Below are 15714 nucleotides of genomic sequence, written 5' to 3'. Positions count from 1 at the left end.
CTATTTTAACATTTTTCTTGTATTAGTTCTCGCTTTTTTCATTATTCGTTCACGTACTTTTTATATTCTTTCATTAAGTCGATAAACGGTACTTCGTAAAGCTGTAAATTCTGTATTTTATAGACGCCGATTTTCATTAATTTTTCGATAATCGCATCTTTTGCACTTTGCTTTTTATTCATTTAAAAGAACTCCTTCTCACTTACATTTTGCTCCTCTAATAATTACCCTAAATCCCAACCAATAAACGGAATTTCCAGTATGGACCAAATGGAAAATTTAGTTCTACTGAATAGGACATTTATAAAATTTTGAGGTTGCGTGAATGGAGAACCTTTTTAAGAAATTTGAAAAGTACATACACTTTTATTTTATGCTTTAGCGCTGTGTTGTACAACCTATATGACGTAATTTTTATTAATAAATAGTGATAAATTAGAAAAAATGCGCGATTTCACCATTTTGTTCATACATTCAAAAAAAGACTGATTTTCGCACAATGATGTTTGTGCGCCAAATCAGTCCGTTTTTTATTTTTTATCAGCGTCACGATAATGCACTGTTAGTCCACGAATGAAGTTACGTGCAAAACGGTCGCCACATGGTTTGTAGTTACGGTGTGATGGATTTCTTAAAATCGCACCTAATTCACCTTTTGATACGACTACGCCGCCATCATATAAAGTGTCTAACATATCTTCGCTCGTCATCGTTAAAGCGATTTTCACTTTTTTCAGCAACATATTATTGGCGCTTTCTTTAACAGGCGGTGCTGTCGGTGTTGGCGCTGCACCTTCTCTTGGCTTTTGAGGGCCACGTTTGAAGATGATTAAACCATTTAGGAATGACTCCAACATTTCATTCGTCACTTCAACGAAATTAGCTGGTGGTTCTTCGTCTTCCTTCACTTTTTGAAGCATATTTAATACTTCTTCTTTTGTATATTTCATGCCACCTAGTTTGAACATTTCAACTAAGTCCGTATTTTTAATATCTAACGCATAGCGCAGACGAATGATCATATCGTTATTTGTCATAATTGCCTCCTACTTAAATAAATGCTAAGACATATTATTTTATCATTTAATGTGCTTAAAGGCTAATGAACATTTAGCAACGAACGTATTTACGCTTAAATCCAATACGGTCTTTTTCGACTTCCGCACGAATTTTCTCCGCTGCATTTAAAATCGTATTTTTCTTCTTCTCTCGAACGATTTCGATTATGCCCACTTCATCCGCAATTTCAAGCGCTCTTTCATGCATTGGCTTGTACGAAAGTCCGACAGTGAAAATGAAATTATTCATGGACAATTGAGCGCGTAAAGGAGCATCCTTAATTTCATCGCGTGCTTGTTCAAGCAAACGCTCAATTTTCGCAGCTTCAAACTGATCATCTTTACGATTACCGAGCATCCAACAATAGCTACTCCAACCAGCCGACATGCGCAGTTCATCACCACTATTAATCCACTCATTCGCTACTTCTTGACCGATTTCAGCTTCAGCCAATGTAACGGCTACTACGAAATCTGACAGCATATAAAAGTACGCGCCATCCATCCAACGATTATAATCTTCCTTCGTCATCGCATTTGGTTCAGCGATTACGCCTGCAAAATACATCGCATCGTAATTCCCTGTCGCATACAATTGTTCTGCGAGTTCTTGGTCTTTTTTAATGATTTTACGCATCGGTTTCATCGCACCAGTTGCTACACCAAATACAGGTTCTACTGCCCCATTCGACATATAAATCTTCTTCATACGCTCTTTGCTCAACGCTTCTAATTCCGTCATAACCTCTTGAAATTCCATATTAATCACTCACTTTCTCATTAATCAACTACACGTCGCACCTTTGCCTTACATTGCTTGCATTGTCCGTCCAAAATTAGTCGATCGCCGTCTAAGTGGATTGTGAACTTCTCCATCTCCGTTACAAAACATTTTGAACAAAAAGTATTTTGTAAGATTTCTCGCCTTACTTCTTTAGGAATCGCGAGCCAAGTTTTTGCTGCTTCGATTTTAATCACTCACTTTCTCATGTGCTGGTTTGATTTTCGGGTCGACCGATGCAAACCCGATAAATTGTATGCGCTTGTCGTCTTTTTTTACATAGTAAATATATTCATTATTCGGCTCATCCGAAAAAATCACGGATGATTGATTACTAAAGTATTCGCCATTATTCTTCTCGTTATTTTTATACGAAATTGCTTTAATTTCATTTTTATTATACTTCTTTTCTTCATATAAATACTGTTCGACCGTACGTTCCACCAATCGCTCATTACTTTTCTGCTGCTTCGATGTATCCTTCACATAGATGGTAAAACCGATCACCACAATTAAAATTGCTGCAATAATAGATAAGATTGTTTTCATACAATTCCCCTCCATTTAACTCGAATACCAATTTTGACCATTATACCAAAAAGGATGTGGGAATACGAAAAAACAGACATTCCATTAAGAAATGTCTGCCGTTTTTTATTCACCAATAATACTATTAACTCTTTTTACTTTTGCATTCATTGTATCTGTAAATCCTGGGCGAATATCTGCTTTTAAGACAACTTCTGTGCGAATGCCTTTTTCAGCAAGTACGAATGTTGCTTCTTTCACAACTTTCATCACTTCATCCCATTCTCCTTCTATTTCAGTGAACATCGATGTCGTGCGATTTGGTAAACCTGATTCACGAATGACTTTCACAACTTCTGCTACTTCTTTCGCAAGCTCGTCGCCTACACCGAATGGAGCGATTGCTACTGCTACTAATGTGTTCATACAAGTACCTCCTGCATTTCAAATGGATTATTTGCAATTTCTTCTGCTGTTGCTTTATATAATTCGTCTAAAAACTGTTGTTGGAAACTTCCCGGCCCGTCGACTAATTGCCCCGCACGTTTGCCAGCTAAATTGTAAACTGCTGTCGCCGTTAACGCTGCAATGAAAGGTGTCGTAGCTGTCGCATAAACTGCTGCAACGCCACCTAAAGAACAGCCCGCTCCTGTAATTTTCTCCATGAAATGAGAGCCGCCTTTTGAAATCGCCACTTGAGTACCGTCTGTAATTAAATCTGTTTCACCAGATACTGCGACTGCTCCACCTGTCCAATTTGCTAATGCGATGGCTGCATGTTGCGCCGCAAACACTTCGTCCGTCGAATCTACACCACGTACTTTTGATTCCGTAGCGCCTCCATCTAGCTCCCATAATCCCGCTAATGCGATAATTTCTGAAGCATTCCCACGAATAATCGCAGGTTTAAATGGTTTGAACTGCTGTAATAATGAAGTACGTAAAGAGCCAATACCGACTGCTACTGGATCTAAAACCCAAGGCTTCTGTTTTTCATGTAAAATCTTCGCTACGCTAGGTAATGTCTCTGAATAAATCGGGAAAATTGTTCCTACATTAATATATGTCGCTCCACCAGCTTCGGCTAAAAAGGCTGCTTCATCAGGTAAATATACCATCGCTGCCGAACCACCAACTGCTAATTGTGCGTTTGCGACGAAATTGATTGTCACGGTATTCGTAATTGAACCCGCCATTGGATTTGTCTCTTTTACTGTTGTTACTGCTTGCATCATACTTTTTTGAATTTCTTGTTTCGTTTCCATTTCTATCACCCTTCTTATCACATTTAGTTAAAAGAATAAGTATTAGAACTGAGGTTGATCGATGTGAATTCATTATGTGAAATAAAAAAAGTGCTTCCCTATTTAATAAAAAACTAGGAAAACACAATTCAGCTATGCTCAAAAATATAATGAATCGCTTCCCTACGCCAGTATTAACTGACAGGTTCAAAGAGTCAGGTTTTAACCTTCTCAACTCAAAAGAGTCCCCCCGCAATAATGCTATTCAATTTTACCCAATATTAACAACTGAGATGAATCATGTCAATTGCGTATTGGCATTGTTACTTTGCAAAATTTATTTTCTTTTGAAGTAAGTAAATCGTGACGCCTCCTACTAGCATAGAAAAAGCTTCACCAACAGCTACCATTCCGTAGATTGGCCAAAATGGCGCTTCTGAAATAACCGCTATTTGAGCTGCTACTGTAAACATGGATACTGTAAATAAAACACCTGTAATGATTAATTTCATTACGAGATTTTTCATATTTTTTGTTACTATACGACAAATAATTAAAACGATTAAAGTTGCCGTTCCTCCAATTGGAACGTCAATCCACCACCATGGTGATAGAAAGTTCGCCAAAACTACTCCAAGTGTTACAGCTACAATGTATCGTTTATGGAAGAGTACCAAGTAATTGAACATCTCAGATAAACGTAATTGCACCGTCCCGAAGCTAATGACCGCTAAAACAAGCGTCACAGCCACATAAAGAGCAGCTACAAGCCCAACTTTAGTCATTTCCTGCACATTTGGACGTGCAGAAGAAACCGGATTTTGCATTATTAAATTTCCTCCTTTATAGAGAAGTGTTTTCCACGACTCTACTCATAACTATGACCAAAGGAGCATGGGTGCTAGTACCCTGCCAAAGTGCCATAGTGTGTTACAGTTGTTCATTTTACTATACTATTAAAGCAACTACAATATTGCATTGCTTACTTATTCATCCAACCGCCATCAATTGGAATAATCGTCGCATGCATATAGTCACTTTCTTCACTTGCTAAAAATAAAGTAACATTCGCTACTTCTTCCGCTTTTGCCCATCTACCTGCTGGCGTCTCTGCTGCTACAGACTTCGCCATCTCTCCGTCACCTTCAAAATCTGCCGCATTCATCGGCGTATCAATCGCGCCAGGTGCTATACCATTCACACGAATACCTTCTTTGCAATAATCATAGGATAGCTGTTTCGTATAACCGATCACTGCATGTTTCGAAGCTGTGTATGCTGCTCCACCGCCACCTGCAATCATACCTGCAATGGATGCCATATTAATGATGATGCCTTTTTTGCGTGCAATCATCTGAGGTAAAACCGCATTCGTTATATGATACATCCCTTTCACATTAATATTGAATATGCGATCCCATAGTGCTTCATCCGTTTCTAATGTTGGCGCAAATCCATCGAGTACACCTGCTGTATTACATAAAATATCGACATCGGAAATCTCTGTAACTGTTGCTTGAATAAACGACTGATCCGTCACACTACCAACTTTATGTGAATAATTTTCATGTGAAATGGTTGATGGATTTACATCAATCCCTATTACAACTGCACCTTTTTGTAAAAATGCCTTTGCCTGCGCTTGGCCGATGCCAGAAGCTGCTCCTGTGATCAATATTTTCTTATTTTCAAATGTCATTTTCTATGTACCTCCATAAAAAAGACTGGCTCAATTAATCAAGCCAGTTCTTTTACTTATTATTCTACGATTGCCCAATCTGTCGCTAAAATATCGCAAACTGTTGGTGTAAACATCGTATAGCCTTCGCCTGTAACATTGATGACGAAATAAGGGTTCATTGATAAACCGTCTAAAGTCGTTTCAGGCACATATTTCACATATAATTCCGCACCATGCCAACCTGTACGGATAATTTTCTTACCTGCTTTTAATTCTGATAAAATCGCTTCAAATGTCATTTTCATCTTCCTTTGCATACTGATTTCATACATAGTATAACAAGAAAAGGATGGTAGATGTTTAAAGTATGATGACATTGTTACCGTCTAAATCATGATCAAGTAAATTCACGCGAATAATATTCAATGAATCATGCATGCGATAAAAGTAGCTACGGTCGTTGTTCACCATATACGATGTGTATTGCGTGAAGTCGATTGTCTGGCGATTCGTAATGACATTGCCTTTTGGAATATCTACTCCATTTAAAATATGCATCGCGCTCAATACCATCTCATCAGCATTTGCCGACTTTTTCGAACTGATTTTATTGTATAATGTTTTAATGAATCGAGAAGGTGGTGTGTAATCACCTGGCAATCCAAATGTGCCGCTCCCTTGTCCGAATGGTTTAAATTCCTGCCCAAAAATCGTTCTCGCTTCTACTTGATGAGGATCTAATCCGATGAAATTTCGCACATTCGTCATATGCCATTTATAATCAGGACTATTCGTCAAAACACCTAAATTATTTTCTTCAATATGCAAGCCATCTTCCATTATTTCAACGATTATTGAATTCCCCTGTTCATCAGAAAATACCCAATGAAGCGGCGGTACAGTTCCTAAAAATTCGAGTGGTTTTTCAACAACTGTTATTTGATGAAAGGCTTTTTTCACTTCATCTACGGTTTTATATTGCGCTAACATCCACATGATTACTTCATGCGGTGCGATTTCTATTTGATCCTTTGTCGATTTCTTCGCATAATGCGCACATCCTTCAAAATAAAGTGCTGCCCCTGTTAAGCCGAATTCATTAATTCCATCTGCAATATAATAACTACCAATATCTTTCGCCAATCCAGCAAAAGCATAATGCTGCTGAAGCGATTCCGCTAAATCAAAATTCAATGCCGATTCCCTCGGAAACACGACCATCTCCGGCTCCAGATTAAAAGAGAAATCCATCGTACGCGCCAACAGATATTTCTGATCCACACTATTCAACGTAATACTCGTACACATAATATGACCTCCTCGATTCTCGTTCTACTGAATACCATACCCTGAAAATCGGGAGGATGACAAAGGAATTTATTGATTAATAAAAAGACATCGGACTATGTCGATGTCTTTGATTTCTATCGGTTTACTCAAATACCTTTTTAAATGATTCCACAATTACAGTATGTTTAACTGGCGCTGAGTAGTGAGGTATATTAATAATGTTATATTTTTTATCTAACTCACTTCTTTTTAAGAAATCATTTATCACACAAGTTTTTGGATTTTTCCCCATAATTACGAGAGTTTGCTTGTATGATTCTGGCGCTTCTGGATTTTTCAATAAATTTAATTCATTTTCTAAAATATCTCCAAATAGCTGACAAAATTTCGTGTAGAATTCTTCAAAATCAGCTTTTTTAGGATGAAGATCTTTTACATACAGTTTTAAATTCTTTTTAATATCTCCACCAAATCTAGTTGGGAATCCTTTAATAAAATCAGTCATATACATTCCCTTTAATTTTTGTGAAAATAATCCTTCTTCTCCATTATTAATTAACGCATTTTTGTATTTTATAGGACTAGGAATACCTCTTACTTTGCCTTCTTTTAAAACACTTCGGATTTGAAACATTTCAAAATGCTCAAATGTTTCTTCTTCCTTTCCATCCATACCGAATGAACCTGCATTAACGCCTAATAATATGTAATCAGCATGTAAACTTATTTCATTTTCTTGTAGTTTCTCCCAACTTTGAAGAATTTCAATTGTTTCTTTCGCTTGCTCAGAAGCTTTCTTTTTTTCAGAGTCTTTCCAATAAGCAAAGCTGCTATAGTTAGCGAAACTACCATGATCTTCTGGACTGTTGGAAAGCGTCGTTTGAAAACCAATCGCTTCGATTTCTTCTTCAGATAAATGTTTTTCTGAAAGTTTTTTAAAATCCAATCCAGTCGTTTTTAATGATTCATATTGTTCCTTTGAAATTAACATGTCCATACAATCATCTCCTATTTTCAAATTCATCTAACTTTAATAACTTACGAACCATTACAATCGTACTATATTTATCTAAATGTTGGAATAAAAGATAAACCCCCGATTCCATAAAGGATTCGAGGGTTTATCTTAAACATTTATTAAACTAACTCCAACCACGCTACTGCTTCACAGTGTGTGGAGTGCTGAGCTTGGACAATAAAAAAGATGTAGCATAGTCGACTGCAAAATCTTTTAGTTGAACTGGATTCTTAATCACGTTAGAACCTGGTAACCAAAATGTTCTGTTACACAAATGACACTATACTTAATGTCTAAAACCACATGACTATTTTGGGGTATTAATCCATATTTTCCACCTTCCTAAATATGAACACTAAACGGGAAGGCTAAAAGCGTATACTATCTAATAACGGTGGAGTTAGTCCATGTTTTGGAAATTAAAATTTTTTTGTCTGTAAATGAACCCCAATGTATCCTATATAACACTTTTTATTTACATTATCAGGGAAAAAGTGTATCCTACCACAATACTTACCCGTAAATCCTATATGATCATAAAAATATTCCCGAGTACCATCTGGTTTTTCAAAAAGTCTTAGGCCTTTTAAATGATCATTGGACTTTACTGTTTCAGACTCGGTTCTCGCTTTAAACCCCAATTCATTCGGGTTGTATATTCCATTATAGTTCGAGAAATATTGTTGTAAACCCAGTAGTTTTTTCGCCACTTGTTCAATATGGAATCTTTCTGGATCTTTGTATAATTGGTCTTTAATACTTCTGCAAAAAATCAAATTTGGAAACAACTTTTCTCTTTTTTCCCATAAGTCTTGTCCTGATGATAACATGGCGAATTCACTATGAATTAATTTAGCTTCTACACTATTAATATGTGCTTCTTCAGAAATATTGTCAATTTCTCTTTCTTCATTAATAATCTCATCATTTTCATAAGTTAATAAAGTTCCTTTTATAACATCTTTAAGCCATATTGTATCAGTTTTTAAACTTATGACACTTTCATTCAATTCAGAAGCAACTAAACATCCTATTCCATTTACAATTTTATCATTAATACCAATTTCAAAATCATTTGAAGAATAATTTTCATGATCAATAGAAGTACATTTATTATAAAAAGTTCTAAGAAAAGTTTTGTGATTTCTCTCTACTAAGGGATCATTTAACCAATCATTTATGTTATATGCAGATACGTTTAGATTATAGAAATCTGAAGTAGTAATTAGAGATTTAAATCCAATTTTTCTATTAACTTTATGCAACAGTTTAACAAAATCATTTATAGTACTTCTAGAATATTCTTTATCAAAAGTTTCACTTGAAGAAACAGATAGTTCATTAAATATTGCGTACATAACATCCCCCTAAAATAATTCGTCTATTGCTTTTTCCCACTCATCAAAAAATCCTTCTGGCCAATCTGATAAGCTTCCATCTTTCAAAATTGCAGGAGAGCACTTTTTATAAATCAATTTATTTTCTTCAATATCTTGATAAAAATAATTTAATCGAATTGAATTACTATCGATTATATTTTGCTTGACTGCTAATCGCAACCCATTAAGTAAATGGTCACTATGCGTTTCTAAAATGACTTGTACACCCCCTGCACTCGCTTTTGCGATTAGCTCTCCCATCTTACGTTGTCCTTTTGGATGTAAATGCGCCTCGGGATTTTCAATAATTAATAAATCACCTTTTTTTGCCTTAAGGAGACTAATTATAATCGGCGCTACATAACTTAATCCAAATCCTACATTTAATGGATTAATCCCATCATATTCGATTCCTACTATGCCTGCCCCTGTATAGTCTTTTGTTCCGATCTTTATTCCAGGACTTATTTCGGATAGCCACTCTTGAGCCTGATATATTAAGATCTGACTTTCAATTTTGTTATGCAACACACTACTATTTTCTACTTTTTCTAACATACCTCTTTCAGCAAGATAATCAACAAACAACTCCCCTTTATACCCCACTTGATTTTTATCAAATACCTCGTGATAAGATTTTTTATAAAATCTTTGTGGACCAATTCGCTCAGCAGATACATAAGCAAATGTAGGTTGGAATATGTTCGAGTTTAATGAATCTGTTTCAAGTTCATTGTCTTTTTTTAATTTTTGAAAATCAGAATCTTTTTCATAAGTATAGCTCCATTTATATTTGCTGTCATTTTGTTCGATTATTATTTCAAATTCATCTTCTTCACTATCTTTATACAAAACGTCATATCCAGTCCCCAAATTAGTTATATCACCGTTTAAATGTAAACCTTTATTAATTGCTCCCATATCATATGACTGACGTAATAGTAACAAAGCTTGAATTACCGTAGATTTACCTCTACTATTGACACCTGCAAGAACATTTAAATTTTCCATTTCCAAAAACAAATCTTTGAAACATTTGAAGTTTTTTAACGTTATATTCTTTATCATTGAACTCACCTCACTAATAATTCTGTAACCATATTTTTTACCTCATCAATTCTCTTTTTTATCGACCTCTGGTTCGATGATTTTAAGAGATTCAAAAACTGATTGTTTCCACACAATTCGATAAATCCGCTTTGAACTTCACTTTTTCTTTTAATTAGTTGTTCAATTTCATTATCCTTTAGTTTATAAGTAATATGCGACCATATTTCAAATACTGCCTTATTTATAGGACGCCTCCTTCCATCATCTGCCATTTTCCTGAAAGCGTATTTCCCAAAAATCCGATTACACGATGTCATACTTCTACTAAAATCATTACTTATACGCTGTAATTCTTTTTCGTCAATTTCATTTAAATAACCCATTGCTGCATTAAGGTATTCCTCGATGTTACTGTAAATATCTAAAGTTAAAGAAGTAAACGCTACATATCTTAAACAAAATTCTCTATCTAACATTCTGTCCTTTTTTATACTTTGATCAGTAGCACTTGTAAACACTGGTAGATCTGCTAATTCTTTTAGTAATTTTGTTGCATTACCTTGATATAATGCGTTTCTAATTTCTTGGGGTTCCAAAACTAATCCGCCAGTATTTATTCTTTTAAAAATATTAAACTTTACATTTGGAGGAGTAGCCGGATTAACAAGGTATGCATTAACATTTGTTTCTTCAATTCTTCGTTGAAATGACCTAGGTAATTTATCAAAATTCAGTCCGTTTAAGTCTTGCAAAAATTCCATTCCTTTTAATTGATATGATTTCTCTACGATAAATTCCTTCAACGTCCCAACTCTTTGCAAGCCATCTATAATTAGCCATTTATCGTCATTATAAGCATCAAAATAAAAAGCTGGCAAAGGAATCCTTAGGAGAATAGATTCTATCAATTGACTTTTTTGAACAATATTCCAAAGTCCAGATTTGCGTTGGAAATCTGAATCAAATTCTAGTTCTCCATACTTAATTCTTTTAATTATTGAATCAATCGTCATTTTATCCATTTTTATATCAATTTTAGATGGATCAAAAGGTTTAATATACATTTCAGTAGAATCACTTTCTTTTTCATCAATAGAATCAGGTTCGATATCTGAATTTATAACTTTTATATTTTTTTCTTCAAAATAATTCAAGATATCTTGCAGCTCATCATCTTTTGGTTTTACAGTAATCAGTATTATTGAAAGGTTTATTACATTCCCCTGTTTAATGGCGATTTCTTCTAACCGAAGTAAGTCTTCTTTAGTACATTGATCAATATTCATATTGTTTATTTCCCCCTAATATTGTCTATTATAAATTATAGGTGGTGTTATTATATAGAAAAGAATAATAAAATCACAGTAGTTTTAACACCAAATTACCTTAAAAATAGGCATAAACCATATTTTAGGTATTATTCACTTCATCATAGTGCCTGGAGTATTGACTGCGCAGGTTGAGAAGACATACCCGGAAAGGCATATGAAGCGGCGTATTAATTTAATTCATCATTTAAGAACAAATTTATTGATGGTGGAAAATATCACTTTTATTATTCCATTGTAACCCAATACCACCTTCATTTTAATAAATCATTTGACTTCTCACAAATCTGCTGAAAGAATAATGAAACATAAAAAAACATACCACTCTGGTATCAGATACAATTCTACAGAAGTTGATTTATTAATCTACTCCTTATCCATATTACCTATTTGCAAACCAAACTACAGAAACAAGGATAACTTTCTTTCTTAATCATTTGAATCTATCGCTCCTACATCACATACTGAAGGTTAGATATCCTAGCAACGATTCCATACTTATCATCAATTGCATGCACTTTTAATACATTTCATCGTTGAAAATATTGACTGTATACCTGCACTTCACCTATTTCAACATTAAAAGGAAATTCAACAACTTCTTGAATACTTATTCTCTATAATTCAAAAATAACTGGAACACTCTCAAAATATCCAATTATCCCACAACACTTTATATACTTATGATAGAATCAATATCTTCAAATTGTTGGAAGGATATCACAGTCGCTCTTCCCCCTTGTGCTATTTCCTTCATAATTTCCTGTTTAAGTTCCGAGGATGCCTGATTTATATTCAATTCAGAATACAATTCATCTAATTGTTAAAGCATATCAATCCTATCTTTGAGTCCCTCTTTTTCGAGTACCTGTTTAAAAAAGCTATTCCTTTTACTACTTTTATTGGTACTAATTCCTTGTAGTCTAAAAACCATAAAATGTTGAATTAGAATTTAACATCACTATAAGTATTTGTATGCAACTCTTTCGGCAATCGATGATGTAATGCTGCAAAATGAAAGTACATAGTATTTGCAACCAAAGTCGGCTTTGCAATCTTATGTTCTATAACTTGCTAAATACAGATAGAGATTATTATCACATTTTGAAATCATTTGCCCTTTTCGAACTATCAAGTTCAACTAAAATCATACTTCTAACCCCTTTGAAGTATTTGTAATACTTTAATTTCTATCGGCAAAAGCCAAATAATCATAAATACTAAATAATCTCCTCAAGTTGGCTCCTTCACTGTTTTTCGATTCTACTAAATCAATGTGCTGTAAAAGAATTTCTCTTAACTCTGCTAAATCAATTTTATCTTGTTTTAAGACAGCAATATAAAAGAATTTTTCTTCCAAATTATTATAGCCATCATAAACTTCTTTAACACTATTAAATTGCCACTCAAAAGCGAATTCTTTTTTCATCATTCTTTGTTGATGATTTAAAAAATCATTTATTTTCATATTTTTTCTTTTAATTATTTTATGATCTAAATTTTCAATGTCAGTTATATTAGAAAACTTAATAAAGCGATTTACAGGTAAATTGTGATCTGTTTTCAATTTTTCTGGAAGTGTCCTTTTTAACAATTCATCATAGTCATAACTAAATTTGTCATAATCCGCTAATACTTCTTTTAATAAGTCTGTACGAGAATAAGTTATATATCCCATAGAAGAATGTCTTAATTTACTAGGCTTTAATCTATCAGTTGAATCAATTATTCCCTCAATCTGTTCAGCAAAATGATTCATCCCAAAACCTACTACAAATTCAATATTATCGTTTTCAACTTCTCCTTCGTACAAATTGATAACTTTCATTTTTCCTTTTGGATCATTATGTTTTATTAACTCGTACATTTCAGATTTCATTTGTCTCAGTTTTTTAGTGCTGAATTTCCGCTTAATAGTTGTTAAGGGTCTATAAACTTTTTCATATTTGTCTGTAACTACTCTAGTAATTGGAATTGTTAGTCCATTTATTGTAATAGTAGATTCTTGAAATGACTCACTTGCACCACCCGCACGATCTACAAATATTAAACGATCCTTTAAATCATTAATATTAGTGGAATCCAGACAGGCTGTAATAGATTCTAATATTTGAATAATATTTGTGTCAGAAATTGAATAACCTATAAAAATTATTGGATGTTCAACAAATATAGTGAGTAGTTTAGAAGCAAGATAAGCATTACGACTAGTGAATTCTTCATAATCATCATTAGTTAACACCAATGAATCTGGCTCTGTACTACAACCGTGAATTTTATAAATTTCATTAACTCCCAAATTATTAGAAAATAGTAACTTCTTTTGTCCGATATAAACAGTCATTTCTTCTTCATAGAAAATTTGTTCTAACAGCGTATCCCAATTCGTGGTTATAATACCGTCAATTACAGCCTCTTTCAGGTAATTTATTTCAATGTCATTTTGCTTATCAATTCCATACTCATAGGATTTACTTTTTAGGTAGTTGGAAATTTCTATTTTTAGCGGACTATTTTTTTTCGTAGCATATTCTTCAAATTTTTTTCTACTATCTGAATATCTATCATCACTCCACCAAATTTGATGAAAATCTTCTGCTATCATTTGTGCAGCGATATCCCATTTACTATTTGAGGTAGATCTATAGTATCCAAAGCCTTGTGGAACTAATTCGCAAAACCTTCTAATCAATCCTTCCCAACTTTCTGTATCTAAATACCTTTTAGAAAATCCAGATCCAATAAAAAGGAAAGGAGCTGTTGTAATTTTACTCAAATGAAGTAATAATTTATCTTCGATATCCATAAAAATCATCCTTTCACTAAACACTCATTTTTTCGCTATGATATTTCCTCCGCATTCCGATTTATACGTTCAAGAATATCCAAAATACCGCGCGCTTTTGGCAACTGGTCTTTGAACACAACCATTATTCCACCTACTGAACTAAACGGGTCTTGCTGCAATACTTGGCGCTCTAGTGTACCTTTTTTTACGATGTAATCAATGATGATCTCGATGAATTGCGATTGCTGGAGATTAAGGTTTTGCTCTGAGAAAAACACAGAAAATGCTTCAACAGCTGCTTGGCGTCCAGCCCTACTACCTTACGAACAAGCTTTGTAACAGGTGTATCGCCATAGTCTTTTTTGTACTGCTCCCTTGAACCAAGCTCTTTCCACAAGATTTGTTATAAATAATCTACATCAAGCTTCGTTAAGGGTTTATTGTTACGAAGCTTGTAGATTGCCAAAGTATCCTTGTGTTGATGCTCTTTTAAGTAATGCTCGGCCTTTTTGCTATAGCTTTTTAGATCATTGACGTTTAAAAAGAAGCATTTTCGACAACAGACATTACTTCATCTTGGAAATTTGTATAGTAGATTTTCTGATTCGAACGTTCAATATAGCGGATTTAGTCACGCATCGCGACACGCACCTTCTCTAAATCAGCTAATGATGCTGTTTCCCAGAATTCTGTTGTTCGTACTTGGTCGATGACATCCTTTTGCGCTAATACTTGCGGTATTGTCCCTAACTTCGAAAGCGCCTCAGCAATATTTACAACACGGCGAATTGGTTTCGTTGAGTTATTTGATTGCAAACTAGCTAATTCATCATCCTCAATTGGTATTATCGTTTCCCTTAAATACCGTATATACTATATTATCCGTGAAAACGTATTTAAAAGCGATAGAGATTTTATTTCACCTTATAGTGGTAATTAAAAGTAGCTAACTTGGAAGTTGTTTACCAACCTCTGACTAACTATTTAAAATAAAAGCAATCTTCTTAAACTTCACTTTCTACGGTTTTGAGTTATATTGTACTATTTCTTCAATATGCGCCGTATACTTCATTAGAAATACGTCTGGCAATTAACAATTGATTTATTTTTATGGAATCGTAATCGAGATTACACTTTTGTTAAGTGAATGTGGAAAAACTTTATTTTCATTGCCTTTTTGAGAAATCACACAACAATATTTAGAACCTGTTTCAATTCAAGTACAGTCAGTCGTTACTATTTATTCGCTACTTTCTCCTGCTCACTATTGTTGATAAGTTAATATTTTTAGAAAGGGCAATAATCTCTTGTTGTCTACGATCAATTTCCATACAATCATCTCCTATTTTCAAATTCATCTAACTTTAATAACTTACGAACCATTACAATCGTACTATAATTATGTAAATATTGGAACAAAAAAACAAACCCCCGATTCCATATAAAGTGTACCCTTTGTAAAGGACATTTTGAAAAAGACTAGGAAACTTGTTGAAGCTGCTGTCTGTATTTTACAGGCGGCAGCTTCTTTAAATTCCACTGACCACGATAATGATTGTAATACGTCAT

At 34.1% G+C, this 15714-nt stretch carries 19 protein-coding genes and 1 riboswitch; all 19 genes read right to left on the bottom strand.

The features are described 5' to 3' along the window. Nucleotides 1–41 precede the first annotated feature (41 nt). Complete coding sequence (locus DF281_RS07000) at nucleotides 42–182, bottom strand: Fur-regulated basic protein FbpA (protein ID WP_109349544.1); 141 nt, start codon at nucleotides 180–182, stop codon at nucleotides 42–44. Between the two features lie 348 nt (nucleotides 183–530). Then, entirely contained in the window at nucleotides 531–1037 is a 507-nt protein-coding gene (locus tag DF281_RS06995; RefSeq protein WP_109349543.1) for a YehS family protein, read from the bottom strand. Between the two features lie 73 nt (nucleotides 1038–1110). Further along, the gene (locus DF281_RS06990; protein WP_109349542.1) at nucleotides 1111–1818 is read right to left on the bottom strand and encodes a DNA alkylation repair protein; all 708 of its coding nucleotides are present in this window, start codon (nucleotides 1816–1818) and stop codon (nucleotides 1111–1113) included. 20 nt (nucleotides 1819–1838) lie between these two features. Then, nucleotides 1839–2036, bottom strand: a complete 198-nt coding sequence (locus tag DF281_RS06985) for a hypothetical protein (protein ID WP_240605523.1) — start codon at nucleotides 2034–2036, stop codon at nucleotides 1839–1841. Further along, nucleotides 2029–2388: a DUF3139 domain-containing protein gene (locus DF281_RS06980; protein ID WP_166636097.1), complete on the bottom strand. Its 360-nt coding sequence runs from the start codon at nucleotides 2386–2388 to the stop codon at nucleotides 2029–2031. Before DF281_RS06980 ends, DF281_RS06985 begins: the two co-directional genes overlap by 8 nt. Before the next feature lie 105 nt (nucleotides 2389–2493). Further along, nucleotides 2494–2793, bottom strand: coding sequence for an MTH1187 family thiamine-binding protein (locus DF281_RS06975; RefSeq protein WP_109349540.1), 300 nt, complete (start codon nucleotides 2791–2793; stop codon nucleotides 2494–2496). Continuing rightward, a complete protein-coding gene (thiM, locus tag DF281_RS06970) occupies nucleotides 2790–3632 on the bottom strand; it encodes a hydroxyethylthiazole kinase (RefSeq protein ID WP_109349539.1) in 843 nt (280 codons plus the stop codon). Before thiM ends, DF281_RS06975 begins: the two co-directional genes overlap by 4 nt. Before the next feature lie 141 nt (nucleotides 3633–3773). Continuing rightward, nucleotides 3774–3873, bottom strand: a riboswitch (TPP riboswitch). 61 nt (nucleotides 3874–3934) lie between these two features. Further along, nucleotides 3935–4438, bottom strand: coding sequence for a QueT transporter family protein (locus DF281_RS06965; RefSeq protein WP_109349538.1), 504 nt, complete (start codon nucleotides 4436–4438; stop codon nucleotides 3935–3937). A 155-nt stretch (nucleotides 4439–4593) separates the two neighbouring features. After that, entirely contained in the window at nucleotides 4594–5310 is a 717-nt protein-coding gene (locus DF281_RS06960; protein ID WP_109349537.1) for a 3-oxoacyl-ACP reductase, read from the bottom strand. A 59-nt stretch (nucleotides 5311–5369) separates the two neighbouring features. Beyond that, on the bottom strand, nucleotides 5370–5591 hold the full coding sequence (locus tag DF281_RS06955) for a DUF2829 domain-containing protein (protein ID WP_109349536.1): 222 nt from the start codon (nucleotides 5589–5591) through the stop codon (nucleotides 5370–5372). 61 nt (nucleotides 5592–5652) lie between these two features. After that, nucleotides 5653–6600: a linear amide C-N hydrolase gene (locus DF281_RS06950; protein ID WP_109349535.1), complete on the bottom strand. Its 948-nt coding sequence runs from the start codon at nucleotides 6598–6600 to the stop codon at nucleotides 5653–5655. 124 nt (nucleotides 6601–6724) lie between these two features. Further along, the gene (locus DF281_RS06945) at nucleotides 6725–7579 is read right to left on the bottom strand and encodes a hypothetical protein (protein ID WP_109349534.1); all 855 of its coding nucleotides are present in this window, start codon (nucleotides 7577–7579) and stop codon (nucleotides 6725–6727) included. A 440-nt stretch (nucleotides 7580–8019) separates the two neighbouring features. Then, complete coding sequence (locus tag DF281_RS06940; RefSeq protein WP_109349533.1) at nucleotides 8020–8958, bottom strand: hypothetical protein; 939 nt, start codon at nucleotides 8956–8958, stop codon at nucleotides 8020–8022. 9 nt (nucleotides 8959–8967) lie between these two features. Further along, the gene (locus DF281_RS06935; protein WP_109349532.1) at nucleotides 8968–10047 is read right to left on the bottom strand and encodes an AAA family ATPase; all 1080 of its coding nucleotides are present in this window, start codon (nucleotides 10045–10047) and stop codon (nucleotides 8968–8970) included. Nucleotides 10048–10052: 5 nt separating this feature from the next. Further along, a complete protein-coding gene (locus tag DF281_RS06930; RefSeq protein ID WP_109349531.1) occupies nucleotides 10053–11315 on the bottom strand; it encodes a DUF262 domain-containing protein in 1263 nt (420 codons plus the stop codon). Nucleotides 11316–12540: 1225 nt separating this feature from the next. Beyond that, a complete protein-coding gene (locus DF281_RS06925) occupies nucleotides 12541–14163 on the bottom strand; it encodes an SIR2 family protein (protein WP_109349530.1) in 1623 nt (540 codons plus the stop codon). Nucleotides 14164–14198: 35 nt separating this feature from the next. Then, nucleotides 14199–14423, bottom strand: a complete 225-nt coding sequence (locus DF281_RS06920; RefSeq protein WP_109349529.1) for a type I restriction-modification enzyme R subunit C-terminal domain-containing protein — start codon at nucleotides 14421–14423, stop codon at nucleotides 14199–14201. A gap of 349 nt (nucleotides 14424–14772) precedes the next feature. Then, nucleotides 14773–14961, bottom strand: a complete 189-nt coding sequence (locus DF281_RS06915) for a hypothetical protein (protein ID WP_109349528.1) — start codon at nucleotides 14959–14961, stop codon at nucleotides 14773–14775. Between the two features lie 663 nt (nucleotides 14962–15624). Continuing rightward, the coding region (locus tag DF281_RS14995) for an IS3 family transposase (protein ID WP_338084919.1) at nucleotides 15625–15714 on the bottom strand (90 nt) is incomplete at its 5' end.

The sequence above is a fragment of the Kurthia zopfii genome (assembly GCF_003143955.1).
Taxonomy (GTDB): Bacteria; Bacillota; Bacilli; order Bacillales_A; family Planococcaceae; genus Kurthia; species Kurthia zopfii.
The sequence above is the reverse complement of the archived record's forward strand: the minus strand, read 5'-3'. Positions and strand labels throughout refer to the sequence as shown.

Excerpts from the sequence above, each read along its gene's own strand:
- DF281_RS07000 (WP_109349544.1), bottom strand. The coding sequence starts at position 182 with ATGAATAAAAAGCAAAGTGCAAAAGATGCGATTATCGAAAAATTAATG.
- DF281_RS06995 (WP_109349543.1), bottom strand. The coding sequence starts at position 1,037 with ATGACAAATAACGATATGATCATTCGTCTGCGCTATGCGTTAGATATT.
- DF281_RS06990 (WP_109349542.1), bottom strand. The coding sequence starts at position 1,818 with ATGGAATTTCAAGAGGTTATGACGGAATTAGAAGCGTTGAGCAAAGAG.
- DF281_RS06980 (WP_166636097.1), bottom strand. The coding sequence starts at position 2,388 with ATGAAAACAATCTTATCTATTATTGCAGCAATTTTAATTGTGGTGATC.
- DF281_RS06975 (WP_109349540.1), bottom strand. The coding sequence starts at position 2,793 with ATGAACACATTAGTAGCAGTAGCAATCGCTCCATTCGGTGTAGGCGAC.
- thiM (WP_109349539.1), bottom strand. The coding sequence starts at position 3,632 with ATGGAAACGAAACAAGAAATTCAAAAAAGTATGATGCAAGCAGTAACA.
- DF281_RS06965 (WP_109349538.1), bottom strand. The coding sequence starts at position 4,438 with ATGCAAAATCCGGTTTCTTCTGCACGTCCAAATGTGCAGGAAATGACT.
- DF281_RS06960 (WP_109349537.1), bottom strand. The coding sequence starts at position 5,310 with ATGACATTTGAAAATAAGAAAATATTGATCACAGGAGCAGCTTCTGGC.
- DF281_RS06955 (WP_109349536.1), bottom strand. The coding sequence starts at position 5,591 with ATGACATTTGAAGCGATTTTATCAGAATTAAAAGCAGGTAAGAAAATT.
- DF281_RS06950 (WP_109349535.1), bottom strand. The coding sequence starts at position 6,600 with ATGTGTACGAGTATTACGTTGAATAGTGTGGATCAGAAATATCTGTTG.
- DF281_RS06945 (WP_109349534.1), bottom strand. The coding sequence starts at position 7,579 with ATGGACATGTTAATTTCAAAGGAACAATATGAATCATTAAAAACGACT.
- DF281_RS06940 (WP_109349533.1), bottom strand. The coding sequence starts at position 8,958 with ATGTACGCAATATTTAATGAACTATCTGTTTCTTCAAGTGAAACTTTT.
- DF281_RS06935 (WP_109349532.1), bottom strand. The coding sequence starts at position 10,047 with ATGATAAAGAATATAACGTTAAAAAACTTCAAATGTTTCAAAGATTTG.
- DF281_RS06930 (WP_109349531.1), bottom strand. The coding sequence starts at position 11,315 with ATGAATATTGATCAATGTACTAAAGAAGACTTACTTCGGTTAGAAGAA.
- DF281_RS06925 (WP_109349530.1), bottom strand. The coding sequence starts at position 14,163 with ATGGATATCGAAGATAAATTATTACTTCATTTGAGTAAAATTACAACA.